The organism is Paracoccus marinaquae, from assembly GCF_018860165.1.
Lineage (GTDB): Bacteria > Pseudomonadota > Alphaproteobacteria > Rhodobacterales > Rhodobacteraceae > Paracoccus > Paracoccus marinaquae.
This window is the reverse complement of the sequence record NZ_JAHKNG010000012.1, coordinates 1-25,852: the sequence shown is the minus strand read 5'-3', so window position 1 is coordinate 25,852 and position 25,852 is coordinate 1. Positions and strand designations below refer to the sequence as shown.

Below are 25,852 nucleotides of genomic sequence, written 5' to 3'. Positions count from 1 at the left end.
CTTCCCGCCGTGGCGGGAATCGAGGGAGGACATTTCATGGGCGGCCTGCTGGCCCTGTCTCGCGGTATCGACCGCGCAAATTCCATCATCGGGCGCAGCGCATCGTGGCTGATCCTGCTGGCGATCTTCGTCAGTGCGATCAATGCGATCATCCGCAAGGTCTTCAGCATCTCGTCCAATGCCTGGCTCGAGCTGCAATGGTATCTCTTCGGCGGCGCCTTCCTGCTGGCCGCCGCCTATACCCTGCTGGAAAACGAGCATATCCGCATTGACATCATCTATGGCAACTGGTCGCGGCGGGTGCAGCACTGGATCGACCTGTTCGGCCATGTGTTCTTCCTGATGCCGATGGTGACATTGACGCTGTGGCTGGTCTGGCCCTGGCTCGGCCGCAGCATCCGCTCGGGCGAGATGTCGATGAATGCCGGCGGGCTGATGCTTTGGCCGGCCAAGGCGCTGCTGTTCGCGGGCTTCGTTCTGCTGTTCCTGCAGGGCCTGTCCGAGATCATCAAGAAGATCGCCGTGATGCGCGGCCTGATCCCCGATCCGCATCCCAGTAGCGGCCACCACGCCCCGCCCGAGGTTGATGAAAACCTGCGGGCGATGACCGGCTTTTCCCATGAGGACGAGACCGGCCACGACCGGGGAGACGGCCGCAAATGATGGAACTCATTGCGCAGAACATGGCGCCGATCATGTTCGTCTCGCTGATCGTCTTTCTGCTGCTGGGCTATCCGGTGGCCTTCGCGCTGGCCGCCAACGGGTTGCTGTTCTTCGTGGTCGGCGTGGAACTGGCGCCGCTGTCGAACGGCTCGATCAATCTCAGCTGGCCATTGCTCAGGGCCATCCCCGACCGGTTCTTCGGCGGGGTGATCGCCAACGAGACATTATTGGCGGTGCCATTCTTCACCTTCATGGGCATCGTGCTGGAGAAATCCGGCATGGCCGAGGATCTTCTGGACACGATCGGCCAGCTGTTCGGGCCGGTGCGCGGCGGTCTGGCCTATGCGGTCATCATCGTCGGCGCCCTGCTGGCCGCGACCACCGGCGTCGTCGCCGCCTCGGTCATCGCCATGGGGCTGATCTCGCTGCCGATCATGCTGCGCTATGGCTATGACCGGCGGATCGCCTCGGGCGCGATCGCGGCCTCGGGGACGCTGGCGCAGATCATCCCGCCCAGCCTCGTGCTGATCGTGCTGGCCGACCAGCTGGGCCGGTCGGTCGGCGACATGTACAAGGGCGCGCTGATCCCCGGGCTGGTGCTGACCGGCATCTATCTCGGCTATATCTTCGTGATGTCGATCATCCGCCCGCATGCCCTGCCGGCCCTGCCGAAAGAGGCGCGGACGCTGGGATCGGGGATCACCTCGCTGCTGGTGGCGCTGGCCGCCGGCGTCGCGATCTTCTGGCTCAGCTGGAAATGGCTGCATCCGACCCATGGCACCAATGCCGACGTGCTGGCGGCGGCGCTGGCGGTGATCGTCGTCTATGTCGCCGCGGTTCTGGACAAGACGCTGAAACTTGGCGTCATGTCGCGGCTGGCGCAGCAGGTCATCATCGTGCTGATCCCGCCGCTGGCGCTGATCTTCCTGGTCCTGGGAACGATCTTCCTGGGCATCGCGACCCCGACCGAGGGTGGCGCCATGGGCGCGGTCGGCGCGCTGATCCTGGCGGCGGCAAAGCGGCGGCTGAACTATCAGGTGGTCAGCCAGGCGCTGGCGGCGACGACGCGGCTGTCGGCCTTCGTGATGTTCATCCTGATCGGCGCGCGGGTCTTCTCGCTGACCTTCTATGGCGTCAACGGGCATCTGTGGGTCGAACACCTGCTGACCTCGCTGCCGGGCGGCGAATACGGCTTCCTGATCGCCGTGTCGGTGATGGTGTTCCTGCTGGCCTTCTTCCTCGACTTCTTCGAACTGGCCTTCATCATCGTGCCGCTGCTGGCGCCCGCCGCCGAGAGCCTCGGCATCGACCTGATCTGGTTCGGCGTCATCCTTGGCGTGAACATGCAGACCAGCTTCATGCACCCGCCCTTCGGCTTCGCGCTGTTCTACCTGCGTTCGGTGGCCCCGAAGGAGGCCTATACCGACCGCGTGACCGGCAAGACCATGGCGCCGGTCAAGACCAGCCAGATCTATTGGGGCGCGGTGCCCTTCGTGTTCATCCAGGTCGTGATGATCGCCGTGGTCATCAGCTTTCCGCAGATGGTCATGCACTACAAGGGCCCGCCGGTGGATACCTCGAATGTCAGGATCGAGATCCCGAGCGGCGGTTCGGGCGGCTTCGGCAGCCTCGGGGGCTTGGGCGGCTCGCCCTTCGGGCAACCCGCCTCGCCCGAGGGCGGCAATGGCACCGGCTCGGGGCTGGGCGGCCTCGGTGGACTTGGGGCACCGAATTTCGGCGCCCCGGCCGGAGAGGGCGAGCCCGCCCCCGCCGAACCGGGTACCGCACCGGCCGGGGACGGTGCCGGCCTGCCGGCGCCGGGCGGTCTGGGCCTTGGCGGCCCGCCGCCGGGGCTTGGCGGCAACTGATCGGGTCGCTGTGACCGAGGATCGAAAAGGGGGCCGGGAAACCGGCCCCTTCTGCGTTCTGGCGACTGTGGCGGGACCGGCCGTCCCGTGGAACCGGAAAGAAAAGGCCGCCGCGGGCGGGACCCGCGGCGGCCTTCGGCTTTCGTTCTCCTCCGCCTCAGCCGGCGGTCGGGGCCAGCTTGCCGTTGCGCTGCTGGATCATCATGAAGGTGTCGAAGGTATATTCCGCAGTCTGGGCATAGAGATACCAGTTGTCGCGGTAGGTCAGCAGCGCCTCGTACTGCTTCTTGAACCACTCGTTCTCGGTGGCCAGTTCCCCGTAAACCTCGTTCGCGGCGTTGAAGGCGCCGGTCAGGACCTCTTCGCTGAACGAACGCAGCTGGGCGCCCGAGGCGACCAGTTCCTTCAGGGCGACCGGGTTCTTCATGTCGTATTTCGCCAGCATGTTCTGGTCGACCGCCTGGCAGCAGCTGCGCAGCAGCGACTGATAGCTGGCCGGCAGTTCGCCGAACTTGCCCTTGTTGAAGAAGAAGCTGACCGTCGGCCCGCCTTCCCAGAAGCCCGGATAATAGTAATAGGGCGCGACCTTCTGGAAGCCCAGCTTGCTGTCGTCATAGGGGCCGACCCATTCGGCGGCGTCGATCGTGCCCTTTTCCAGCGACGGATAGATGTCGCCGCCGGCGATCTGCTGCGGCACCACGCCCAGCTTTTCCATGACCCGGCCGGCAAGGCCCGAGATGCGCATCTTCAGCCCCTGCATATCGGCAAGGCTGTTGATCTCCTTGCGATACCAGCCGCCCATCTGGACGCCGGTATTGCCGCCGGGGAAGCTGACGAGACTGTATTGGTCGAGGAATTCGTTATAGATCTCGATGCCGCCGCCCTGATAGTTATAGGCGGTCCGGGCGCGGGCCGAGAAGGTGAAGGGCAGATCGGCGCCGCAGGCGAAGGCCGGGTTCTTGCCCCAGTTGTAATAGCCGACGGAATGGGCCGACTCGACCGTGCCGTCGGTCGCCGCGTTGATCGCGTCGAGGCCCGGGACGATCTCGCCGGCGGCAAAGACCTGAATGCTGAACTTGCCGTCGGTCGCCTCTTTCAGCCGCGTCGACAGTTCCTCGGCGCCGCCATAGATCGTATCCAGCGATTTCGGAAAGGACGAGGCCAACCGCCAGTTGATCGTCGGCGCTTCCTGCGCGATGGCCGGGGCGGCCAGCACCGATCCGGCGGCGGCGGCAGCACCCCCGACCGAGGCGCGGGTCAGAAAGGAACGACGGCCCAGAGATTTGGAATCTTTCATATATTCTCCTCCAATACGGGCAGTCAGGCCAACCGGCCAACTCGGATCCTGCCCGGAATGGGCCGCAGTTTAGTTGCTGATCCCCGTCTGTCGAGGGGTATTGGCGCGCGGGTTCGGGGAAAGCGGACTTGCCCTTGCGTCAACCTGCGCGCCCTCCGAGGGATGCCGCTGCTCAGCCCGCGGTCGGTGCCAGCTTGCCCTTGCGCTGCTGGATCATCATGAAGGTGTCGAAGGTATATTCGGCCGTCTGGGCATAGAGATACCAGTCCTCGCGATAGGGCTGGACGGCGTCCCACTGGCGCTTGAACCAGGGGTTGCTCTCGGACAGTTCGGCATAGATCTGGATCGCCGCGTCATAGGCGGCGGCAAGGATCTCTTCGCTGAAGCTGCGCAGTTGCGCGCCATTGGCGATCACCTCCTTCAGCGCCGGCGGGTTCAGGTAATCGTATTTGGCCGCCATCGCCATGTCGGTCGCCTGCGTGCAGTTGCGCAGCAGCGCCTTGTACTGGTCGGGCAGGCTTTCCCATTTCGCCTTGTTGATGAACAGCCCGACGGTCGGGCCGCCTTCCCAGAAACCGGGATAGTAGTAATAGGGCGCGACCTTCTGGAAGCCCAGCTTCCGGTCATCATAGGGGCCGATCCACTCGGCCGCGTCGATCGTGCCCTTTTCCAGCGAGGCGTAGATGTCGCCCGCCGGGATCTGCTGGGGCACCACACCCAGCCGCTCGAACACCATGCCGGCCAGCCCCGAGATGCGCAGTTTCAGCCCCCTGAGATCGGCAGGCGTGTTGATCTCGCGCCGGAACCAGCCGCCCATCTGGGCACCGGAATTCCCGCCCGGGAACGAGACGAGGCCATACTGGTCCAGAAATTCGTTATAAAGCTCGATCCCGCCGCCGTAATAGTTATAGGCGGCCTTGGCCCGCGCGCTCAGCAGGAAGGGCAGGTCGGCCCCCGGCGCGAAGGCCGGATCCTTGCCCCAGTTGTAATAGCCGACCGAATGGGCGCATTCCACGGTGCCGTCGATGGCCGAATTGATCGCATCCAGCGGCGGCACGATCTCACCGGCCGCGAAGACCTGGATGGTGAACCTGCCGTCGCTGGTCTCCTGCAGCCGCCGGGCGATCTCCTCGCCGCCGCCATAGATCGTGTCCAGCGATTTCGGAAAGGACGAGGTCATGCGCCAGTGGATCACCGGCGCTTCCTGCGCGATGGCCGGCGCCGCCAGCGCCGCGCCCGCCGCCGCGGCCACGCCGCCGACCGAGCCTTGCTTGAGGAAACGGCGACGGTTCAGCCTGTCCGAAATGTTCATCCGATCTTCTCCCATTCAACCGGGGCCGGGGCATCGTGCCGGGGCCGCGGATTGCCAATGGGACAAGCCTATCCCTGCGGTGATGGCTGTCGATGCCCGACCGGGCCGGAATCGCGGATGGGAGGATATGCCGTTGCGTCACTTGTCCGGGCGACGGCGGCTCCTGCCCGGCAAGGGATGCCGGGCAGGAGGCTGCGGATCAGCGCAGGATGCTGCGCCCGGCGTATTCCGCCGTCTCGCCCAGCATTTCCTCGATCCGGATCAGCTGGTTGTATTTCGCCAGCCGGTCCGAACGGGCAAGGCTGCCGGTCTTGATCTGGCCGCAATTGGTGGCCACGGCCAGATCGGCGATGGTCGCATCCTCGGTCTCGCCCGAGCGGTGCGACATCACCGAGGTATAGCCCGCGCGATCCGCCATGCGCACCGCGTCCAGCGTTTCCGACAGCGTGCCGATCTGGTTCACCTTGACCAGCAGCGAATTGCCGCAGCCCTTCTCGATCCCCTCGGCCAGACGCTCGGGATTGGTCACGAAGAGGTCGTCCCCGACCAGTTGCACGCGGCCGCCCAGGCGGTCGGTCAACAGCTTCCAGCCCTCCCAGTCATCCTCGGCGCAGCCATCCTCGATCGACAGGATCGGATAATCGCCACAGAGCGCCGCCAGATAATCGACATTCTCGGCCGGGCTGAGGGATTTTCCTTCGCCGGCCAGCTCGTATCTGCCGGCCTTGAAATATTCGGTTGAGGCGCAGTCCAGCGCCAGCATGATGTCGTCGCCGGGCCTGTAGCCGGCCTTCTCGACCGCCCGCAGGATGAAATCCAGCGCGTCGCGGGTGCTGCTGAGATTCGGGGCGAAACCGCCCTCATCGCCGACGCCGGTGGCGAGCCCGGCCGAGGACAGTTCCTTCTTCAGCGTGTGGAACACCTCGGATCCCATGCGGACGGCCTCGCGGATATTGCCGGCGCTGACCGGCATGATCATGAATTCCTGGATGTCGATCGGGTTGTCGGCATGTTCGCCGCCATTGATGATGTTCATCATCGGCACCGGCAGGATCCGCGCCGAGGTGCCGCCGACATAACGGTAAAGCGGCTGCATGCAATCCTCGGCCGCGGCCTTGGCGACGGCCAGCGAAACGCCGAGGATCGCGTTCGCCCCCAGCCGGCCCTTGTTCGGCGTGCCGTCCAGATCGCACATCAGCGCGTCGATGGCGCGCTGCTCGGTCGCATCCTCGCCGATCAGGTTCTCGGCGATCTCGCCATTGACGGCGGCCACGGCCTCCAGCACGCCCTTGCCCAGATAACGCGCCTTGTCGCCATCGCGCTTTTCCACCGCCTCATGCGCGCCGGTCGAGGCCCCCGAGGGCACCGCCGCGCGGCCCATGGTGCCGTCTTCCAGCGTCACATCGACCTCGACGGTCGGATTGCCGCGGCTGTCCAGAATTTCACGCGCGAAAATGTCGATGATGGCAGACATGAAGCCCTCCGTGATTGCGTTGGCGCCTACATACTTGCCGATGCGGCAGGCCGAAAGGCGCAATCTTCAGGGCAGACGGATTTCGGCCCAGATCGGCAGGTGGTCCGAGGCCTCGCGCGCATTGGCGCCGTGAAACACCCCGGATTCGATCAGTTCCAGATGATGCGACATGGCGATCCGGTCCAGCCGGAACCGGGGCAGGGGGGCGGGATAGGACGGCCCCGGCGCGATCACCCTGAATCCGGCCAGCGATTCCAGCCCGATCTCGTGGCGCCATTCGTTGAAATCGCCCATGATGACGATATTGTCCCCGGCGATGCGCGCGGCCTGGCCGCTGATCCGCGCCAGCTGCGCCCGGCGCGAGGATCGCGCCAGCCCCAGATGCAGCCCGATCACCGTCAGCCCCGGCAGGCGGATCGCCACCGCGCCGCGCGGCTCCAGCCCCGGCAGGGGCAGGCGGCGGACCACCGCCGCACTGGCCAGATCGGGGCGCATCAGGATCGTCTGCCCGTGCCAGCCCAGCGAGTTCTCGCCCGAGCGGCCGTTGATCTCGGCCGGCACCAGCCCGGTCTCGCGCTCGATCAGCGCCCGCGGCAGCGCCTCGGGACGGGCGCCAAAGCGGAAATCGACCTCCTGCAGGGCGATGATGTCGGGCTTCAGATCGCGGATGACCGCAAGATTGCGCCCCGGCGCATGCGGGCCGGTCAGCCCGCGGCATTTGTGCAGATTGTAACTGGCCAGTCTCAGCACACGGCTTCCTTCCCCTCGCCCTCTTAACAAATACCTTGGGGGGAGGCCTCTGCAAGAGGCCGGGGGGCAAAGCCCCCCTTGCCGGCGAAAAAAACTTTCGTGCTGCTCAGGTGCCGCAGAAGGTCCGCGTGACCACTTCGTCCGGTGCGGGCGGGACTGCCAGATCGTCCCATGCCGGGCGCGCCTCGCGCGGATGGGTGACGGCGGCCAGCAGGTGCTCGAAAGGGCCAGTGTCTCCGGCCACGGCGGCGGCAATGGCCGCCTCCACGCGGTGGTTGCGGGGGATCCGCCGCGGGTTGGCATGGGCCATGAGGGCCTGATCCGGGCCATGCGCCTGCCAGTCCCGCGCCCAGAGATCAAAGGCCGTTGGATCGGTGAACTCGTCCCGCGCATGGCCGTCGGCCAGCCCCGCGAAGACCCGGGTGAAATCGGCCCGCTGCCGCGCCATCAGCGTCAGAAGCCCCTCGGCCAGCGCCTGCACCGGCGCCCTGCCGGTCAGCCCCAGCTTCTCGCCGAAGCGCCTCAGCCATGCCGCCTGATAGAGCGGCGCGAAGGTATGGACGGATTTCGTCGCCGCCTCGATCGCCGCCTCGCGCTCGCCCATCAGCGGGATCAGGCAGGTGGCCAGCTGCGCGAGGTTCCAGACCGCGATCTGCGGCTGCTGCGCCCAGGCATAGCGGCCGGTCTGGTCGATCGAGGAAAACACCGTGTCGGGGTGATAGCCATCCATGAAGGCGCAGGGGCCGTAATCGATGGTCTCGCCCGAGACCGCCATGTTGTCGGTGTTCATCACCCCGTGGATGAAGCCGAGCGCCATCCATTGCGCGATGGTCTCGGCCTGGCGCGCGACGACATGATCCAAAAGCGACAGCGGCCCGTTGGCGGCCGGATAGTGGCGCGCGATGACATGGTCGGTCAGCGCGGCCAGTGCGTCCTCGCGCCCGCGCACGGCGAAATACTGGAAGGTGCCGACCCGGATATGGCTGGCCGCGACCCGGGTCAGCACCGCGCCGGGCAGGCCCCGCTCGCGCCAGACCGTCTCGCCCGTGGCCACGGCGGCCAGCGCCCGCGTCGTCGGCACACCCATCGCCGCCATGAACTCGCTGACCAGATATTCGCGCAGGACCGGACCCAGCCAAGCCCGCCCGTCGCCGCGCCGCGAGAAGGGGGTCTTGCCGCTGCCCTTCAGCTGGATGTCGAAGCGCGCGCCGTCCGGCGCCACCACCTCGCCCAGCAGCAGGGCGCGGCCATCGCCCAGTTGCGGCACGAAGCCGCCGAACTGATGGCCCGCATAGGCCTGGGCGATCGGATCGGCCCCCTCGGGCAGGGCATTGCCGGCCAGCATCGCGATGCCCTCGGGGCCGCGGAGCCAGTCCACATCCAGCCCCAGCCGCCCGACCAGCCCCTCGTTCAGCGCCAAGAGGCGCGGCTCGGTCACCGGGGTCGGATCGACTCGCGCAAAAAAGCCACCAGGCAGGCGGGCATAGCTGTTGTCAAAGCGGATCATGGCGGCCTCCTGTGCCCTTGATCTAGGCACAGGAGCTTGGCGCGAAAAGAGCCCGGGCCGCGCCCGGGCCGAAAAAAGGCCTGTTCAGCCTTGGGACACCGCATGGGGCGAGCGGGTGATGCCCGCGCCATGCAGTGCCCCGGCGACCAGCCCGCCGGCCAGAGGCGCGAGGATGAACAGCCACAGCTGCCCAAGCGCCTGCGCGCCGGCAAAGACCGCCGGCCCGATCGAGCGGGCCGGATTGACCGAGACGCCGGTGATGTTGATCCCGACGAGGTGAATCCCGGCCAGGGTCAGCCCGATGGCCAGCCCGGCAAACCCCGCGGGCGCATCGCTCTGGGTCGCTCCCAGGATGACACTCACGAAAAGGAAGGTCGCGACGAACTCGAAGGTCAGCGCCGACATCATGCTGTATTCGCCGTTATAACCCGGACCATAGCCGTTCTGGCCGAGGCCGTTCGCGGCGATCGTATAGTCGGCCTTGCCCGACGCGATCATGTAGATCACCGCGGCGGCCGCGACGGCGCCGAGGATCTGGGCGATGCAATAGACCAGGAAATCCTGGGCCGGCATGCGTCCCGACACCAGGAAGCCAAGCGAAACCGCCGGGTTCAGATGCGCGCCCGATATCGCGCCGAAGCCATAGGCCGCCGCGACGATGGACAGCCCGAACGCGATGGCGATGCCGTGAAAACCGATCAGATCCCCCATGAGAACGGCGGAACCGCAACCGAAGAATACAAGGATAAAGGTGCCGATCAATTCGGCAACCGCCTTACTGGACATATAAAATACTCCTGACGAATCGGGGCTGCTTGTGTCCCCGCAGGCGGACTCTCCAGCGAAAACATGGCCGGAACAAGACGGCGATCCTGCCCGTCTGCCCCTTGCACCGGATGGGCGGGGCGCGTATCGCCTGCCCGAAAGGAGCCCTGCAGATGAAATTCCTCGATCTCGCCAAGGTCCATATCCGCTCGGGCGGCGGCGGCGCGGGCTGCGTGTCCTTCCGGCGCGAGAAGTTCATCGAATATGGCGGCCCCGATGGCGGCGATGGCGGCAAGGGCGGCGATGTCTGGGCCGAGGCTATGGACGGGCTGAACACGCTGATCGACTTCCGCTATCAGCAACATTTCTTCGCGAAGTCCGGCCAGCACGGCATGGGCAGCCAGATGACCGGCAAGTCGGGCGAGGACATCGTGCTGAAGGTTCCCGTCGGCACCGAGATCCTCGACGAGGACGAAGAGACGGTGATCGCCGACCTGACCGAGGCGGGCCAGCGGATCCTGCTGGCGCGGGGCGGCAATGGCGGCTGGGGCAACCTGCATTTCAAGACCTCGACCAACCGCGCGCCGCGCAATGCCAATCCCGGCCAGCCGGGGGTGGAACGCGTCATCTGGCTGCGGCTGAAGCTGATTGCCGATGCCGGGCTGGTCGGGCTGCCCAATGCCGGCAAGTCGACCTTTCTGGCAGCGGTGTCCAACGCCCGGCCCAAGATCGCCGACTATCCCTTCACCACGCTGCATCCCAATCTCGGCGTGGTCGGCGTCGATGGCCGCGAATTCGTCATGGCCGACATCCCCGGCCTGATCGAGGGCGCCAGCGAGGGCAGGGGCATCGGCGACCGCTTTCTCGGCCATGTCGAACGCTGCGCGGTCCTGCTGCATCTCGTCGACGGCACCTCCGAGACGGTGGCCGAGGATGCGCGCACCGTGCTGGCCGAGCTGGCGGCCTATTCGCCGCTGCTGATGGACAAGCCCCGGATCACCGCGCTGAACAAGATCGATGCGCTGGACGAGGACCTGATCGCCGAACGCCGCGCCGCGCTCGAGGCCGGGATCGGAGGCCCGGTGCAGCTGATGTCCGGCGTGGCAAAACAGGGTGTGCCGCAGGTGCTGCGCGCGCTCTGGTCCGAAATCGCCCCGACCCGCAGGGTGGTCGCCGACGACGCCGACGACGCGCCATGGCAGCCCTAGCCCCCTCGCTGACCGGCGCGCGCCGGCTGGTGGTCAAGATCGGCTCGGCGCTGCTGGTCGATGAGAACGGGTTGCGCGCCGACTGGCTGCGCGCGCTCTGCGACGACGTGGCCGACTGGCGCCGCCGCGGCTGCGACGTGGTGCTGGTCTCCTCGGGCTCGATCGCGCTCGGTCGCCGGGTGCTGGACCTGCCGGCGGGCGCCCTGCCGCTGGAACAGGCCCAGGCCGCCGCCGCCACCGGCCAGATCCGCCTCGCCCGCGCCTATGAAGAGGCGCTGGCCCCGCATGGGGTCAAGACCGCGCAGGTGCTGCTGACGCTCGAGGACAGCGCCGACCGCCGCCGCTATCTGAACAGCCGGGCGACCATGCAGACGCTTCTCGGCCTGGGCGTGGTGCCGATCGTCAACGAGAACGACACCGTGGCCACCGACGAGATTCGCTTCGGCGACAACGACCGGCTGGCTGCCCAGATCGCGGTCACCTGCGGCGCCGACCAGTTGCTGCTGCTCTCTGATGTGGACGGGCTCTATACCGCCAATCCGAAGACCGATCCCTCGGCCCGGCATCTGCCCGTGATCGAAAGGCTGACGCCCGAGATCGAGGCGATGGGCGGCGATCCGGTCTCGGGCCTGTCCCGCGGCGGCATGAAGACCAAGCTGATGGCGGCCCGCACCGCCATCGCCGGCGGCTGCGCCATGGCCATCGCCGAGGGCTCGGTCATGCGCCCGCTCTCGGCGGTGGCAAAGGGCGCGCGGACCAGCTGGTTCCTGCCCGAGGGCGATCCCCAGGCCGCCCGCAAACGCTGGATCGCCGCGATGAAACCGAAAGGCGCCCTGACCGTCGACCAGGGCGCCGCCGCGGCGCTGCGCCAGGGAAAATCGCTGCTGCCCGCCGGCATCCGCGCGGTCGAGGGCGATTTCGGCCGCGGCGATCCGGTCGCCATTACCGGCCCCTCGGGCGAGACCCTCGGAACCGGCCTGACCCGCTATACCGCCGCCGAGGCCCGCCGCATCGCCGGCCACCGCTCGGCCGAGATCGAGGCGCTGCTGGGCTATCCCGGCCGCGCCGCCCTGATCCATCGCGACGACATGGCCCTCTGATTGGGTCGCCCCTCGCGCTCTTTCCAAATACCTCGGGGGTCCGGGGGCAGCGCCCCCGGCGGTCGCGGGCGCGGGTGACGGCCGCGGGCTCAGGCGATGCGCTTCGGCCCTCGCGCCAGCCGGGCGCGGCCCTGCAGCTGCGTCAGCCGCGGCGCCTCCGGACCCGGCGCCGGCAGCGAGATCGCCGCCTCGCGCAGGGCGATGATCGCCTCCTCGCTGCTGCGCGGCAGGCTGGCCGGGTCGATGGGCCGGCCGATGGTGATGCGATAGGGCTGGCCGGCCTTGTTCAGCACCTCGTTGAACAGGGTCACGTCGCGCAGGGTCGGGTGGATCGCGTCCAGCAGGTAGAACAGCGCGGAATTGCGCGCCCGGATGTTCAGCGGGATCACCGGAACCTCGAACTTGCGCGCGATCATCGCCGCGCTGGCCATCCAGGGCCGTTCGTGCAGCCGCAAGCCGCGCCGCTTGGCCAGCCGCCCCGAGGGAAAGATCAGCCCGATCCGGCCGGCCTCAAGCGCCCGGCGGGTATAGTCCATCGTCGCCCTGGTCTTGGCATGGCTGCGTTTTTCCAGCCGCCATTCGACCGGCGCGATCAGATCCTCGGTCTGCGGCAGCACCCGGATCATGTCGTGATTGGCATAGATGAACAGATCGTCGCGCAGGGGCGCCAGGACCGCATGCAGGACGATGCCGTCAGCGATCCCGGTCGGATGATTCGAGACGATCAGCGCCGGGCCGGTGGCCGGGAGATGCTCCATCCCCTCGACGCGCACGTCACGCACGATCAGCGCCGTCATCCGGCGCAGGATCTCGGGCGTGGGCAGGTCGCGGAACTCGGCCCCCAGCTCGATCGTGCGGGGATAGCGCAGCAGCCCCATCATCAGCCGGCGCGCGATCCGGTGGTGCGGCCGGTCCGAATAGAGCCAGGGCGCCCGCTCGGCGATCAGCGGGTCGAGGCGGGCCTGCATCTCGGCCCTCGCATCGGCGTATCGGTCACTCATCGCGGCGCATCCTGCCCCGCGGCCGGGGCGATCACAAGCCGGCTCATTCGCCTGCGGCGATCATCCGCGTGACCATCTCGCGCAGGTTGCGGCTGATCCCCGCCATCGCCGCGATCCGGCCAAGCGCGCCCCGCGCCCTGTCGCGCCGGGTGGCGTCATAGCGCGGCCAGGTCTCGAAGGCGGTGGACATGCGCGCGGCGATCTGCGGGTTCGCCTTGTCCATCTTCATCAGCCAGTCGGCGGTGAAGTCGTAGCCGGCGCCGTCGGCGGCATGGAAACCGGCATGGTTCGCCGCCAGCCCGCCCAGCAGCGCGCGGAAGCGGTTGGGGTTCTTCCAGTCGAAATCGCCGCGCCGCGCCAGCCGATGCGCCACCGCCGCCGCCTCGGCCGGCGGGGCGGCCATCACCTGGACCGAGAACCACTTGTCCATCACCAGCCGGTTGTCGCCGAACCGGTCGTGCATCGCCTGAAGCGCCGCCTGGCCGCGTCCGCGCCGAAGCAGGCAGGACAGCGCCGCCATCCGCTCGGTCATGTTGCCGGCGGTGCCGAACAGTACCTCGGCCCGGTCGCCGCCATCGATGCGATTGAGCAGACCCAGAGCCGCGATCCGCAGCGCCCGCCGCGCCGCCGGTTCGGCATCGGGCGCATAGGGACCGGCGACCGCCATCCGCTCGAAGAGGCCGGCCAGCAGATCGGCATGGGCTTCGGCCAGACGCCGGGCGAGGCCGTCGCGGGCCTCGTGGATGGCGTCGGGATCCGGGGTCGTGCCCTGTTCGGACAGGCGGGTGGCGATCTCTTCCTCGCCGGGGAGAGTCAGGCACAGGGCGCGGAAGGCCGGATCGGCCCCGTCATCCGCCGCCAGCCGGCCGATCGCGTCGACGTAATCCGCGCCGGCCTCGCGCCCCTGCGACAGGACGACCAGCGCCGAGAGGGCAAGATCGCGCCCGGCCTCCCACCGCGCGAAGGGATCGGTGTCATGGGCCAGCAGGAAGGCGCGGGTCGCGTCGTCCAAAAGCCGCTCCAGCATCACCGGCGCCGAAAACCCGCGCAGCGCCGAGACGACGGGGCGCGCGCCGAGGCTGTCGAAGCCAAAGCTCTGCCGCGCCTCGGTCATTTCCAGCACCTGCGTCGGCAGGACCTCGTCGCCATTGGGAGAGATCAGGCCGATGGCGATGGGGATCACGCGCGGCGGCTTGTCATCCTGCCCGGGCGTCGGTGCGGTGGCCTGGGTGAAATCAAGCCGCAGCCGGCCCGCCTCCGCGTCCCAGTCCTCGGCCATGGTCAGGCGCGGCGTGCCCGCATCCGTGTACCAGCGCTTGAACTGCGCCAGATCGCGCCCGGTGGCATCCTCGAAGACCTTCAGCCAGTCCTCGATGGTCGCCGCCTCGCCATCGTGGCGGTCGAAATAGAGGTCCAGCGCCCTGGCATAGCCGTCATCGCCGACCAGACGCTTCAGCATCCCGATCACCTCGGCGCCCTTTTCATAGACGGTCGCGGTGTAGAAATTGTTGATTTCCTCGTAGCGGTCGGGGCGCGGCGGATGGGCCAGCGGACCCTGATCCTCGCGGAACTGGCGGGCGCGCAGGGTGCGCACATCCTCGATCCGCTTGACCGGCGCGCTGCGCATGTCGCTGGTGAACTGCTGGTCGCGGAAGACCGTCAGCCCTTCCTTCAGGCAAAGCTGGAACCAGTCGCGGCAGGTGATGCGGTTGCCGGTCCAGTTGTGGAAATATTCATGCGCGATCACCGCCTCGATGCGTTCGTAATCCGCATCGGTCGCGGTTTCGGGCGAGGCCAGGACCAGCTTCGAGTTGAAGATGTTCAGCCCCTTGTTCTCCATCGCGCCCATGTTGAAGTCATCGACGGCGACGATGTTGAACACGTCCAGATCGTATTCGCGGCCATAGACATCCTCATCCCACCGCATCGACTTGATCAGCGATTCCATCGCGAATCCTGCCCGGTCCTGATCGCCCGGGCGCACCCAGACGTTCAGATCGACCTCGCGGCCTGATCGGGTGGCGAATCGGTCGCTGATCGCCACCAGATCGCCCGCGACCAGCGCAAAAAGGTAGGAGGGTTTCGGCCAGGGGTCGTGCCATTCGGCAAATCCTTCGCGCTGCGCGACCGGGTTGCCGTTCGACAGCAGGACCGGCTTGTCGGAATGGATGCTGACCCGGAACGGGGCCATCACGTCGGGGCGGTCGGGGTAGAAGGTGATATGGCGGAACCCCTCGGCCTCGCATTGGGTGCAGAACATCCCGCCGGACATATACAGCCCCTCGAAGGCGGTATTGGCCGAAGGGTCGATCTCGACCTCGGTTCTCAGGGTGAAGGGGGCGTCGGGCAGGGCGGCGGCGGCGATGGTCAGCACCTCGTCGTCGCGGCTGACATGCGCCGGATCGGGCGCGGCGCCGTCGATGGCGAGGCTGATGAGCCTGAGCCCCTTGCCGCCGTCCAGCACCAGATCCTCCAGCCCGGCGCGGGGCCGCAGCGCCAGTTCGGCGCGGACCCGCGTGGCCGAAGGTGCAAGCTGAAACTCCAGCCTGGTTTCGTTCAGGACGAAGGGATAGGGGCGATAATCGGCAAGATGTCGCGCAATCGGGGCTTGTGTCTGGGACATGACGCTCTCCGGCAGAAAAAGCTGGGGTTCTCAGGGAACCTGATCCTTTCCGCTGTGTTAGTCGCGTGGAAGCCGGGTCGCAAGCCGGCCGTTCCTTTCTGGTCGGCCGGCTGCCGGGCAATTGACAGGGGCGCCGGTCTGGATCACAGGGATACGACGTAACCCGGTGTTTCGTAAGTTTAAATGGAGGCCCGCGATGACCTATGACCCGAACGACCCCAAACGCACCAATCCGGTGGACAGCGACCCGGCCGCGCCGAAGGAAACCTATGTCGAGCCGGTCGAGCGCCGCTCGTCGCCGCTGCCGCTGATCATCGGCGTGCTGCTGGCCCTGGCGCTGGCCTATTTCGTGCTGCAACGCTTCATGACCGATGACACGGTCGCGGTCGAAGGCGACAGCACCACCGTCACCACGACCGAGGAGGCCCCGGCCGAGGAAGCCGCGGCCGAAACCGCCGTGGAAGAGGCCGTGACCGAGGGCGAAGCGGCGGTCGAAGAAGCCGCCTCCGACGCCGAGGCCGCAGCCGAGGGTGCCGCCGCCGAAGCCGAGGCCGCGGCCGACAGCGCGGCTGCTGAAGCCGAAGCCGCCGCGGACAGCGCCGCCGCCGAAGCCGAGGCCGCCGCCGATTCTGCCGCCGGCGCGGTCGAAGACGCCGCTGCCGACGCGGCGACTGCCGCCGAAGGGGCCGCTGACAGCGCTGCTTCCGCCGCCGAGGAAACGGTGAACGATGCCACCGGCGCCGCCGAGACGGCCGCCGAGAATGCCGAAGCCGCGGCGACGGATGCCGCCGATGCGGTCGGCGAGGCGATGGACAGCGCCACCGAAGCCGCCCAGGAGGCCGCGACGGATGCCATGGATCAGGCCGGCCAGGCAATCGAGGACGCCGCCGATGCGCTGGACGACGCGATCTCGGTTGAGGAACCCGCCACCGGCAACTGATGCCCGGGACGCAACGTCATGACCACAACGGGCCGCGCAGCATGTCTGCGCGGCCTTTTCTTCAGGGCGCTTGCGCGGGATGGCCGATCATCGGCGGGTTGCCGCGATTTCACCAGCTGAAATCCCGTCGCGCCCGCGACATGTCGTTCTTTCGTGCCCTTGTGAAACTTTATTGCGCGATGCTATGGAGGCGCGATTGCGAACTCAGGACACGGGGGCTTGGACGCCATGAAGATTGGCGCTTTGAAGGAGAGTTTCGAGGGCGAGGCACGGGTGGCGATCACCCCGTCTTCGGCCGCGCATCTCCAGAAGCTGGGGCATGAGGCTTTTGTCGAAAGCGGCGCGGGGATCCGCGCGGGCTTTTCGGATGACGACTATCGCAAGGCCGGCGTCACCGTCGAGGCCAGTGCCGCCGACCTGATCAAGACGGTCGACGTGGTCGCCAAGGTACGCCAGCCGGATGACGCCGAAATCAGGCAGATGCGCGCGGGGCAGACGCTGATTTCCTTCTTCTATCCGGGGCAGAGCGGCGAATTGCTGGAAGTGGCGAAGGGGCAGGGAATCACCGCCATCGCCATGGACATGGTGCCGCGCATCAGCCGGGCGCAGAAGATGGATGCGCTGTCATCCATGGCCAATATCGCCGGCTATCGCTCGGTCATCGAGGCGGCGAACAATTTCGGCCGCTTCTTCACCGGCCAGGTGACGGCGGCGGGCAAGGTGCCGCCGGCCAAGGTTCTGGTCGTCGGCGCCGGCGTCGCGGGGCTTGCCGCCATCGGCACCTCGGTCAGCCTCGGGGCGCAGGTCTATGCCTTCGACGTGCGCCCGGAAGTGGCCGAGCAGATCGAATCGATGGGCGCCGAGTTCGTCTTCCTCGATTTCAAGGAGGCGCAGACCGACGGTGCAGCCACCGGCGGCTATGCCGCGCCCTCCAGCCCGGAATTCCGCGAAAAGCAGCTTGAGAAGTTCCGCGAACTGGCGCCGCAGATGGACGTGGTCATCACCACGGCGCTGATTCCCGGCCGCGATGCGCCGGTGCTGTGGACCAAGGACATGGTCGAGGCGATGAAGCCCGGCAGCGTCATCGTGGATCTGGCCGCCGAGAAGGGCGGCAACTGCGAACTGACCGTGCCGGAACAGCGCATCGTCACCGACAACGGCGTCGTCATCATCGGCTATACCGATTTCCCCAGCCGCATGGGCGCCCAGGCGTCCGAGCTTTACGGCAACAACATCCGTCACTTCATGGCCGACCTGACGCCCAAGAAGGACGGCGTCGTCGATCACAACATGGAAGACGATGTGATCCGCGGCGCAACCGTGGCCCATGGCGGCGAGATCACCTTCCCGCCGCCGCCGCCCAAGGTTGCGGCGATCGCGGCGCAGAAGCCGAAGGAAAAGCCCAAGGAACTGACCCCGGCCGAGCGTCGGGCACAGGAAGTGGCGGCCTTCAAGGCCGAGACCAGAAGCCAGGTCATGCTGCTGGGCGGCGGCGGCATCCTGCTGCTGCTGGTCGGGCTGCTGGCGCCGGCCAGCTTCATGTCGCATTTCATCGTCTTCGTGCTGGCCTGCTTCGTCGGCTTCCGGGTCATCTGGAACGTCGCCCATTCGCTGCATACGCCGCTGATGGCGGTGACCAACGCGATCAGTTCGATCATCATTCTCGGCGCGCTGATGCAGATCAGCTCGGGCTCGTGGCTGGTGGTGATTCTCGCGGCGCTGGCCGTGTTCATGGCGGGAATCAACATCTTCGGTGGCTTCATGGTCACCCGCCGCATGCTTGCCATGTTCCAGAAATCGTAAGGAGGGGATGATGCAAATCGGTTTCACCACCGCCGCCTATGTCGTCGCGGCCGTCCTGTTCATCCTCTCGCTGGGGGGCCTGTCGGGCCAGGAAAGCGCCAAGCGCGCCATCTGGTACGGCATCGTCGGCATGGGGCTGGCCGTGCTGGCCACCCTGTTCGGGCCGGGCGCCGGCAACTGGCTTCTGTCGGCCGTCATGATCGCCGGTGGCGGCGCCATCGGCTGGGTCATCGCCAAGCGCGTGCAGATGACCGAAATGCCGCAGCTGGTCGCCGCCATGCACAGCCTCGTGGGTCTTGCCGCCGTCTTCGTCGGCTTCAACGCCCAGCTTGAACTGGGCCGGGTCACGGCGGCCATGGCCGAGGGCGCGACCGAGGGCTTCCGCGGTTTCGCCGAGGTGCTGACCCACAAGACCGCGGCCGAACTGAACATGCTGCAGATCGAGGTCTTTCTGGGCGTCTTCATCGGTGCCGTGACCTTCACCGGCTCGGTCGTGGCCTTCGGCAAGCTGGCCGGGCGCATCGACGGCAAGCCGAAAAAGCTGCCCGGCGGGCATATGCTGAATGCTGCGGCCGCCGCAGGCTCGCTGATCCTCGGCCTGCTCTACTGCGCCGATATCGGGCCGTCGGTGTTCTGGCTGGTGCTGATCACGCTGCTGGCCTTCTTCATCGGCTGGCACCTGATCATGGGCATCGGCGGCGCCGACATGCCGGTGGTGGTGTCGATGCTGAACAGCTATTCGGGCTGGGCCGCGGCGGCCATCGGCTTCACGCTGTCGAACGACCTCCTGATCGTGACCGGCGCGCTGGTCGGCTCGTCGGGTGCGATCCTCAGCTATATCATGTGCAAGGCGATGAACCGCAATTTCGTCAGCGTGATCCTGGGCGGCTTTGGCGGCACCACCGGACCCGCGGCCGAGATCGAGGGCGAACAGATCGCCATCGACGCAGACGGCGTGGCCTCGGCGCTGAACGATGCCGACAGCGTCGTCATCGTGCCGGGCTACGGCATGGCGGTGGCGCAGGCGCAGGGCGCGGTCAGCGAACTGACCACCAAGCTGCGCGCGGCGGGCAAGGAGGTGCGTTTCGCCATCCACCCGGTCGCCGGGCGTCTGCCGGGCCACATGAACGTGCTGCTGGCCGAGGCGCGGGTGCCCTATGACATCGTGCTGGAGATGGACGAGATCAACGATGATTTCCCCTCGACCGACGTGGCCATCGTCATCGGCTCGAACGACATCGTGAACCCGGCCGCGCAGGAAGATCCGAACAGCCCGATCGCCGGCATGCCGGTCCTCGAGGTCTGGAAGGCCAAGCAGGTGTTCGTCAGCAAGCGCGGGCAGGGCACCGGCTATTCCGGCATCGAGAACCCGCTGTTCTTCAAGGAGAACACGCGCATGTTCTATGGTGACGCGCGCGAGTCGGTGAACAAGCTGCTGCCGCTTCTGGACTGAGGCAGGCGCTGCCACGACACCGGACCCGGGGGTGTGCCATCGCGCGCGCGCCCCCGGGTTTTTTCATTGCCCGGATTCCGGCAGATGTGACCGGCTTGGCACAGCATCGCCCGTTCCACAGACAATGCCAAATATCTCAAGTTAAAATTCTTGCTTTATCAGAATGTTCCTGGACTTCATGTGACTGTCATCAATCCGCAAGAGGACAGATCATGACAGATCTCGACGATATCCATGTCGGCAGCGGCGACCCGTCGCTCTACAATGACGACCTCGCCCCGATCCCGCATGGGAAACGGACCTGGGGCGCCTTCGAAATCTTCAACGTCTGGAACAACGATATCCAGAGCCTGTTCGGCTATACGCTGGCTGCCTCGCTGTTTCTCAGCTACGGGCTGAACGGCTGGCTGACCTTCGCGGCGATCGTCGTGGCCGGACTTCTGGTGATGTGGCTGGTGAACCTCTCGGGGCGGCCGTCGGTGCGCTACGGCATCCCCTATGCGGTGATGGCGCGGGCCGCGATGGGGGTGAAGGGGGCGCGCTTCCCGGCCCTGGTGCGCGGGATCGTGGCGATCTTCTGGTACGGGGTGCAGACCTACTTCGCCTCGACCGCGGTGGCGCTGGCGATCTATGCGCTGATGGGGATCGATCGCGGGGCAGGGGGGTTCCTCGGCCTCAGCGGCGTGGACTGGGTCGCCTATATCATCGTCGCGGGTTTCCAGATCGGGCTGTTCCTGATGGGCATCGAATGGGTCGGCAAGTTCCTGAACTGGGCCGGCCCCTTCGTCTATGTCGTGATGATCGCACTGGCGCTGATGATCTGGTGGAAGGCCGGCAACGGCATCTTCGCCGAGATCGGCGCGATCTTTCAGGGTGGCGAAAGCGACCGGGGCACGCTGGCGGGCTTCATTGCCGTGGTCGGCACGATGGTGGCCTATTTCGCCGCAGTGGTGATCAATTTCGGCGACTTCTCGCGCTTCGTGAAGACCGAGGCGCAGATGCGCACCGGCAATTTCTGGGGCCTGCCGGTGTCGATGGCCTTCTTTTCCTTCATCGCGCTGTTCATCACCGCCGGCGCCGTGGTCCTGTTCGGCGAGCGTCTGACCGACCCGACCGAGATCGTTGCCCGCGTCGACAGCCTGGCGCTGACCCTGATCGCGGCCGTCACCTTCTTCGCCGCCACGGTCGGCATCAACCTGGTCGCCAACTTCATCCCGGCGGCCTATGACATCTGCAACCTGTCTCCGGCGACGATCAGCGCCAAACAGGGCGGCCTGATCACCGCGGCCGTCGCCTTCGTCATCGGGGCGCTGTGGGTGTCGCTGATCTCGACCATCGGCATCGCCGGCTTCGTCGATACGCTGGGGGCGATCCTGGCGCCGCTCTACGGGATCCTGATCGCGGATTACTATGTGGTGCAGAAGCGACAGTTGCAGGTCGATCAGCTTTTCTCGGCAGACCCGGCCGGTCCCTACTATTATGATGGCGGCTGGAACAAACGCGCGATCATGGCGGTCGGGCTGGCGGCGCTGTTCTCGATCGGGACGGTCTGGCTGCCGGCCCTGCAGGCGCTGTCGGGCTTTGGCTGGCTGATCGGGGCGGTTCTGGGCGGGGTGCTGTATATCCTGCTCAGCGGCCGCAGGTAGGGAAAGGAAGACAGGCTTGGGTCCGGCAACCGAACATCCCTTGCGCTATGCGCTGGTGAACGAACTTCACGCCCGGCCCTCGCCGCGTCTCAGGGCGCCCGCGACCTGCGTCTTCGTGGCCTTCAAGGAGCCGCGCGACGCGGCCAGCCGCGACCGCGCCCGCGACATGGCGCATCTGACCGAACTGACCAGCCGTCATGGCGGCCCGCGCCCCGACCCCGAGGAAAGCCACTATCAGGGTCAGCTGGGCCGCCATGATCTGAAATGGGAAAGCCATACCGAATTCGTGACCTACATGGCCACCACGCCCGGCCTGCCGATCCGGCCCTTCGATCCCAGTGCCGCCTCGATCTTCCCCGAGGAATGGCAACGGGGGGCGCCGGGCAAGCGGATCGCGGCGGTGATCGTCCAGATCGACGTGCTGCCCGAGGAGCCCGAACAGGCGCTGAGGCAGATCGGCGACTGGTTTGCCCGCGACAGCCTTGCCGCCGTCTGGGTTCTGGACGAGGCCGCGATGATCGCCGGCGACTTCCGCATCGATGCCGACGGCTGGATGCGCTTTGCCCTCTTTGCCCGCCCCGGCGTCAGCGAGGGGCGGATCGGCCGCATCGTTCACCGTCTGGTCGAACTGGAAACCTATCGCGCCATGTCGATGCTGGGTCTGGGCCGTGCGCGCGGCCTCAGCCGGCGCCTGAACCAGTTGGAGCCGCGCCTTTCAGCCATCGTCGACGGCATGACCGATGACAGCCGCCCGGCCGATGCGGTCCTGCAGGAACTGCTGTCGGTATCGGCGGAACTGGAATCGCAGGCGGTCCAGCATTCCTTCCGCTTCGGCGCCACCAAGGCCTATGAGGCCATCGTCATGGACCGGATCACCGCGCTGCGCGAAACCCGCTTTCTCGGCCGGCAGATGCTGACCGAGTTCATGCGGCGGCGCTATCAGCCGGCGATGCGCACGGTGATCTCGAACGAGACCCGGATGGAGGCCATGCTGGAACGCGCGGCGCGGGCGGGCGAACTGCTGCGCACGCGGGTCGATGTCGAACGCTCGGCCCAGAATCAGGCGCTGCTGGAGCGGATGGACCGCCGCGCCGACCTGCAATTGCGGCTTCAGCATACCGTCGAGGGGCTGTCGGTCGTCGCCATCAGCTATTACGCGGTGGGTCTGCTGTCCTACATGCTTTATCCGGTCGCCTCGGCGCTGCAGATCGACAAGGCCTATCTGGTCGCCGGGCTGACCCCGCTGGCGGTGCTGCTGGTGTGGTGGGGCATGCGGCAGGTCCGCCAGAGCCTGCATCATCGCGGCGAGGGCGGCGATTTGTGATTTGCCGCGCCGGGCCGGCTGCGTTAACCGGCCGGCCATGACAGAGGAGACCTCCACGATGCGCCTGTTTCTTGCCCTTGCCGCGCTGCTGAGCCTGTCGGCCTGCGGCGTGCCCTTCGTTCCCTTCATCTGATCCAGCCGGAGAATCGCCTTGCCGAGGACGCTGACCCTCTATGGGCTTGCCCATTGCTCGACCTGCCAGAAGGCCCAGACCGCGCTGGAAGACCATGGCTGGAGCGTGAGCTTCCGCGATGTTCAGAAACAGCCGCTGTCCGAAGACGAGCGCGCCTGGCTGAGCGCCGAATTCGGCGAGAAGATCATCAACCGCGCCAGCCTGACATGGCGCGCCATGAGCGAGGATGAGCGCGGTGCCGCGCCCGTGGCGATGATGGGGGCGAAACCCTCGGTGATGAAGCGACCGGCCATCGTCGCCGGGGATCTGCGGCTCTTGGGCTGGACGGCGAACGTGAAACGCGCCCTGGGCGTGCCGGCCTGAGATCGTGTCCCGGCCGGCAGCCGGACCGGAGTTCAGCCCCTGCGGCTTGCCAGCGAGGCGATCAGCGGCCTCACCGGCGTCAGATCGTAGCCGGCCCCTGCCGCCACCTCCAGGATCTCGGGCTCGGGGCGCTTTCCGGCCTGGCTCAGCGCCCACAAGACCGTGCAGCGATGGCCCGAGCGGCAATAGGCGATGACCGGGCCGCGCCCGGTGGTTGCGGCGATGAAATCGGTGATCAGCTGCGGCGTGACCTGACCCGGATGGAAGGGCAGGTAGTGATAGCCCATGCCGGCGCTGGCCGCGGCCTGCGCCATCACCTCGTGATCGATCTCGGCCCCGATCTCCTCGTCCGGGCGGTTGTTCACCAGAACCTTGAAACCCGCCGCCGCAAGGGCGGGCACCTCGTCGGGCAGGATTTGCGGTGAGACGGCAAGGGTGGGGCTGAGTTGGCGCAGATCCATGGCATGCCTTTCGCTGGCGGACGCCCCCGATTGGCGCGAAGCGGCGGTCCTTGTCAAGCGGGCCGCCGCCTGCCCGGTCAGGCCATCGCCTCGTCCTCGACCAGTCGCGGCAGGATCGAGAAGTCGTCGAAGGCCGCGCGATGCGGCAGTTGCTCCAGCGGTTTCAAGCGGTAACCGCGGCTGTAGATCAGAAACGGCACCGGCACGGCGGCGGCGCAGGCGGCGTCGAATTCGCTGTCACCAACATAAAGCGCCTTCGGCGTATCCGGATCCGCGCCCAGGCCCTGCAGGGCCGCGCGCAGCGGCGCCGGATCCGGCTTCTTCTGCGGCAGCGAGTCGCCGGCGATGACGATGCCGAACAGTTGCCGGATGCCGAAGTGATCCAGCACCGCGACGGTCGGGCCCAGCGGCTTGTTCGTGCAGATCCCCAAGGGATGGCCGCGATCGGCCAGCACGCCCAGGGCCTCGAATGCTCCGGGGAAAAGCCGGGTCAGCCGGGTCGCATCGTGATAGCGCGCCATGAAGGCCGCGATCAGGTCGCGCTGCAGCCCCGGTTCGATCCCGGTGGCGGCAACGATCTTGGTCCACAGGACCTCGACCCCGCCACCGACGAAACTGCGTATCCGGTCGAGGCTCAGCGGGGCCACGTCCTGCTGCAGCAGCACCGCATTGACGCTGGCATGGATGTCCGGGGCGCTGTCGATCAGCGTGCCGTCAAGGTCGAAAACGATCGGGCAGGGTGCCATGCAGACAGTCATGCGGCCTTCCATTTGATCGAGCATCCCATCGAAGGGGTCTGAATTTCAGGGCCTTTTCCGGTTTCTGCGATCTGCAGCATGGCCTCGAGCAACTCGCGCCGCGTATCCGTCGGGCCGGCCATGCGGGCCGAAGCGTCGAAGCGGCCGCGATACTGCAACCGGCCATCGGCATTGTAGCCAAAGAAATCCGGCGTGCATTCGGCGCCATAGGCGCGCGCAACCGCCTGAGTTTCGTCGTAAAGATAGGGAAAGCTGAAACCGTGCCGGTCCGCCTCGGCCTTCATCTGCTCGGGGCCGTCCTGCGGATAATCCGCCACATCATTGGCCGAGATCGCCACGACGCCGATCCCTGCGGCCTGCATCTGACGGGTATCGCGCACGATGCGGTCGATGATCGAGCGGACATAGGGGCAATGGTTGCAGATGAACATGACCAGCGTCGCGCGCCGGCCCTTCACATCGCTGAGACTGTGGCGCCGGCCATCGGTGCCCGGCAGGGTGAAGTCATGCCAGGGCGCGCCGAAATCGCAGACGGGCGGAGAAACTGCCATCCTGTTTTCCTTTCGCGTTCGGCCCGATCTTCGGCAAAGTCCGGGGGCGGGACAAGCCGGGAAATGGTGGCAGAACCGGGGCACCAGCCTTGCCCGCGCGCCGGGGCGGGTTCCGACGCGCAGGCCGGCCCCCGGTCTTGGCACAGCTGCGTGCTGGCCCGGTTTGCCCGCTGCCCGAGGGCAAGCACCCCATCTGCACCCGCTGTGATGCCAGATCCGCCTGCCCGAGAAAGCACTTTACTTGGCCGGTTTTCTATAGCTGGCTCGACGGACAGGCACTTGTCCGGAGGTATATCCATGGAATTTCACGTCTGGCTCGCATTCGCGTCGGCTTCAATCGCCCTTCTTCTGATCCCGGGTCCGACCGTGCTCTTGATCCTGAGCTATGCCATCAGCCAGGGGCGGCGGGTGGCCCTGGCGACGGTTGCGGGTGTCGCCCTGGGCGATCTGATCGCCATGTCGCATCAGATCCTGAGATCCTGGTCATGCGCGCGGGCGAAGTGGTCGAACAGGGACCGGCCGCCCGGATATTCGAGGCACCGCAACACGACTACACCCAACGGCTGCTGACGGCGGCACTCAACCCGGGCGGGTAGCCCTGTGCGGCGCTCCGGGTTAGCCCCCGGAGCGTTCTTCCGATATCAATTCCGCAACGAACGAGCCGTAGTATCGTGCGGGGTCTGGTTAGGTCAGATGCGATTGCCTGTCGGGGAAATCATGGGCTGTTGATTTTCCATGTATCGGATACAAACCACCGGCTTTCAGCCGGTCCGCTTCAGCGTTTTTGTCGATGATCTCCTCTCCCGGATTTGAAGCCGCCAGAGGCGGTATGGCTTCAAATCCGGGAGAGGA

Annotated in this window: 21 protein-coding genes and 2 pseudogenes; 12 read left to right on the top strand and 11 right to left on the bottom strand. The window is 66.8% G+C overall.

Translation table 11 applies throughout. From position 1 onward, the window contains the following. Positions 1-36 precede the first annotated feature (36 nt). Positions 37-663, top strand: a complete 627-nt coding sequence (locus tag KNW02_RS08830) for a TRAP transporter small permease subunit (protein ID WP_216032902.1) — start codon at positions 37-39, stop codon at positions 661-663. Next, positions 660-2,531, top strand: coding sequence for a TRAP transporter large permease (locus tag KNW02_RS08825; protein ID WP_216032901.1), 1,872 nt, complete (start codon positions 660-662; stop codon positions 2,529-2,531). The genes KNW02_RS08830 and KNW02_RS08825 overlap by 4 nt, the downstream gene beginning before the upstream one ends. Positions 2,532-2,688: 157 nt before the next feature. Here the strand turns inward: KNW02_RS08825 and KNW02_RS08820 are convergent, their stop codons facing one another. The 6 genes from KNW02_RS08820 to aqpZ form a co-directional block, all read right to left on the bottom strand. Beyond that, a complete protein-coding gene (locus KNW02_RS08820) occupies positions 2,689-3,810 on the bottom strand; it encodes a TRAP transporter substrate-binding protein (RefSeq protein WP_216032979.1) in 1,122 nt (373 codons plus the stop codon). A 190-nt stretch (positions 3,811-4,000) separates the two neighbouring features. After that, complete coding sequence (locus tag KNW02_RS08815; RefSeq protein WP_216032978.1) at positions 4,001-5,122, bottom strand: TRAP transporter substrate-binding protein; 1,122 nt, start codon at positions 5,120-5,122, stop codon at positions 4,001-4,003. 217 nt (positions 5,123-5,339) lie between these two features. After that, positions 5,340-6,614, bottom strand: a complete 1,275-nt coding sequence (gene eno, locus KNW02_RS08810) for a phosphopyruvate hydratase (RefSeq protein WP_216032900.1) — start codon at positions 6,612-6,614, stop codon at positions 5,340-5,342. 66 nt (positions 6,615-6,680) lie between these two features. Beyond that, a complete protein-coding gene (locus KNW02_RS08805; protein ID WP_216032899.1) occupies positions 6,681-7,364 on the bottom strand; it encodes an endonuclease/exonuclease/phosphatase family protein in 684 nt (227 codons plus the stop codon). Between the two features lie 106 nt (positions 7,365-7,470). Beyond that, positions 7,471-8,871, bottom strand: coding sequence for a protein adenylyltransferase SelO (locus tag KNW02_RS08800; RefSeq protein ID WP_216032898.1), 1,401 nt, complete (start codon positions 8,869-8,871; stop codon positions 7,471-7,473). An 84-nt stretch (positions 8,872-8,955) separates the two neighbouring features. Further along, entirely contained in the window at positions 8,956-9,657 is a 702-nt protein-coding gene (gene aqpZ / locus KNW02_RS08795) for an aquaporin Z (protein WP_216032897.1), read from the bottom strand. Between the two features lie 152 nt (positions 9,658-9,809). Here aqpZ and obgE point away from each other — a divergent pair, with 152 nt between their 5' ends. Both obgE and proB read left to right on the top strand, forming a co-directional pair. Further along, positions 9,810-10,844, top strand: a complete 1,035-nt coding sequence (gene obgE / locus KNW02_RS08790; RefSeq protein WP_216032896.1) for a GTPase ObgE — start codon at positions 9,810-9,812, stop codon at positions 10,842-10,844. Beyond that, complete coding sequence (gene proB, locus KNW02_RS08785) at positions 10,832-11,944, top strand: glutamate 5-kinase (RefSeq protein ID WP_216032895.1); 1,113 nt, start codon at positions 10,832-10,834, stop codon at positions 11,942-11,944. The genes obgE and proB overlap by 13 nt, the downstream gene beginning before the upstream one ends. Before the next feature lie 89 nt (positions 11,945-12,033). On the opposite strand, the gene KNW02_RS08780 is transcribed toward proB, so the two are convergent. Next, the gene (locus KNW02_RS08780) at positions 12,034-12,945 is read right to left on the bottom strand and encodes a 1-acyl-sn-glycerol-3-phosphate acyltransferase (RefSeq protein WP_252733603.1); all 912 of its coding nucleotides are present in this window, start codon (positions 12,943-12,945) and stop codon (positions 12,034-12,036) included. A gap of 43 nt (positions 12,946-12,988) precedes the next feature. Next, entirely contained in the window at positions 12,989-15,568 is a 2,580-nt protein-coding gene (pepN, locus tag KNW02_RS08775) for an aminopeptidase N (RefSeq protein WP_216032894.1), read from the bottom strand. A 196-nt stretch (positions 15,569-15,764) separates the two neighbouring features. On the opposite strand from pepN, the gene KNW02_RS08770 reads away from it, so the two are divergent. The 6 genes from KNW02_RS08770 (at position 15,765) to KNW02_RS08745 (ending at position 23,230) form a co-directional block, all read left to right on the top strand. Next, positions 15,765-16,508, top strand: a complete 744-nt coding sequence (locus KNW02_RS08770; protein ID WP_216032893.1) for a hypothetical protein — start codon at positions 15,765-15,767, stop codon at positions 16,506-16,508. A 228-nt stretch (positions 16,509-16,736) separates the two neighbouring features. After that, positions 16,737-18,311: a Re/Si-specific NAD(P)(+) transhydrogenase subunit alpha gene (locus tag KNW02_RS08765; RefSeq protein ID WP_216032892.1), complete on the top strand. Its 1,575-nt coding sequence runs from the start codon at positions 16,737-16,739 to the stop codon at positions 18,309-18,311. Positions 18,312-18,321: 10 nt separating this feature from the next. Further along, positions 18,322-19,764, top strand: coding sequence for an NAD(P)(+) transhydrogenase (Re/Si-specific) subunit beta (locus KNW02_RS08760; protein ID WP_216032976.1), 1,443 nt, complete (start codon positions 18,322-18,324; stop codon positions 19,762-19,764). A gap of 212 nt (positions 19,765-19,976) precedes the next feature. Further along, a complete protein-coding gene (locus KNW02_RS08755) occupies positions 19,977-21,410 on the top strand; it encodes an NCS1 family nucleobase:cation symporter-1 (RefSeq protein ID WP_216032891.1) in 1,434 nt (477 codons plus the stop codon). A 16-nt stretch (positions 21,411-21,426) separates the two neighbouring features. Beyond that, positions 21,427-22,734: a DUF3422 family protein gene (locus tag KNW02_RS08750; RefSeq protein ID WP_216032890.1), complete on the top strand. Its 1,308-nt coding sequence runs from the start codon at positions 21,427-21,429 to the stop codon at positions 22,732-22,734. Positions 22,735-22,885: 151 nt separating this feature from the next. Then, positions 22,886-23,230: an arsenate reductase family protein gene (locus KNW02_RS08745; protein ID WP_216032889.1), complete on the top strand. Its 345-nt coding sequence runs from the start codon at positions 22,886-22,888 to the stop codon at positions 23,228-23,230. A 32-nt stretch (positions 23,231-23,262) separates the two neighbouring features. On the opposite strand, the gene KNW02_RS08740 is transcribed toward KNW02_RS08745, so the two are convergent. The 3 genes from KNW02_RS08740 to KNW02_RS08730 form a co-directional block, all read right to left on the bottom strand. Further along, positions 23,263-23,691 (bottom strand): protein tyrosine phosphatase family protein, encoded by a 429-nt coding sequence (locus KNW02_RS08740; protein WP_216032888.1) that lies wholly within the window; start codon positions 23,689-23,691, stop codon positions 23,263-23,265. 77 nt (positions 23,692-23,768) lie between these two features. Beyond that, positions 23,769-24,449 carry a phosphoglycolate phosphatase gene (gph, locus tag KNW02_RS08735; protein ID WP_216032887.1) on the bottom strand — a complete coding sequence of 227 codons (681 nt, stop codon included), beginning with the start codon at positions 24,447-24,449 and terminating at the stop codon, positions 23,769-23,771. After that, positions 24,446-25,000, bottom strand: a complete 555-nt coding sequence (locus KNW02_RS08730; protein ID WP_216032886.1) for a thioredoxin family protein — start codon at positions 24,998-25,000, stop codon at positions 24,446-24,448. The genes gph and KNW02_RS08730 overlap by 4 nt, the downstream gene beginning before the upstream one ends. Before the next feature lie 297 nt (positions 25,001-25,297). Between KNW02_RS08730 and KNW02_RS20855 the strand changes: the two are divergent. Next, positions 25,298-25,462, top strand: a pseudogene (locus KNW02_RS20855) (LysE family translocator); the annotation flags it as partial. Between the two features lie 14 nt (positions 25,463-25,476). Continuing rightward, a pseudogene (locus KNW02_RS21285) lies at positions 25,477-25,596 on the top strand (polar amino acid ABC transporter ATP-binding protein); the annotation flags it as partial. Between the last annotated feature and the right edge of the window lie 256 nt (positions 25,597-25,852).

Coding starts and splice junctions, on each gene's coding strand:
- proB (WP_216032895.1), top strand. CDS start 10,832: ATGGCAGCCCTAGCCCCCTCGCTGACCGGCGCGCGCCGGCTGGTGGTC.
- KNW02_RS08800 (WP_216032898.1), bottom strand. CDS start 8,871: ATGATCCGCTTTGACAACAGCTATGCCCGCCTGCCTGGTGGCTTTTTT.
- KNW02_RS08770 (WP_216032893.1), top strand. CDS start 15,765: ATGACCTATGACCCGAACGACCCCAAACGCACCAATCCGGTGGACAGC.
- KNW02_RS08825 (WP_216032901.1), top strand. CDS start 660: ATGATGGAACTCATTGCGCAGAACATGGCGCCGATCATGTTCGTCTCG.
- KNW02_RS08730 (WP_216032886.1), bottom strand. CDS start 25,000: ATGGCAGTTTCTCCGCCCGTCTGCGATTTCGGCGCGCCCTGGCATGAC.
- aqpZ (WP_216032897.1), bottom strand. CDS start 9,657: ATGTCCAGTAAGGCGGTTGCCGAATTGATCGGCACCTTTATCCTTGTA.
- KNW02_RS08780 (WP_252733603.1), bottom strand. CDS start 12,945: ATGAGTGACCGATACGCCGATGCGAGGGCCGAGATGCAGGCCCGCCTC.
- pepN (WP_216032894.1), bottom strand. CDS start 15,568: ATGTCCCAGACACAAGCCCCGATTGCGCGACATCTTGCCGATTATCGC.
- KNW02_RS08755 (WP_216032891.1), top strand. CDS start 19,977: ATGACAGATCTCGACGATATCCATGTCGGCAGCGGCGACCCGTCGCTC.
- KNW02_RS08765 (WP_216032892.1), top strand. CDS start 16,737: ATGAAGATTGGCGCTTTGAAGGAGAGTTTCGAGGGCGAGGCACGGGTG.
- KNW02_RS08830 (WP_216032902.1), top strand. CDS start 37: ATGGGCGGCCTGCTGGCCCTGTCTCGCGGTATCGACCGCGCAAATTCC.
- eno (WP_216032900.1), bottom strand. CDS start 6,614: ATGTCTGCCATCATCGACATTTTCGCGCGTGAAATTCTGGACAGCCGC.
- obgE (WP_216032896.1), top strand. CDS start 9,810: ATGAAATTCCTCGATCTCGCCAAGGTCCATATCCGCTCGGGCGGCGGC.
- KNW02_RS08740 (WP_216032888.1), bottom strand. CDS start 23,691: ATGGATCTGCGCCAACTCAGCCCCACCCTTGCCGTCTCACCGCAAATC.
- KNW02_RS08760 (WP_216032976.1), top strand. CDS start 18,322: ATGCAAATCGGTTTCACCACCGCCGCCTATGTCGTCGCGGCCGTCCTG.
- gph (WP_216032887.1), bottom strand. CDS start 24,449: ATGACTGTCTGCATGGCACCCTGCCCGATCGTTTTCGACCTTGACGGC.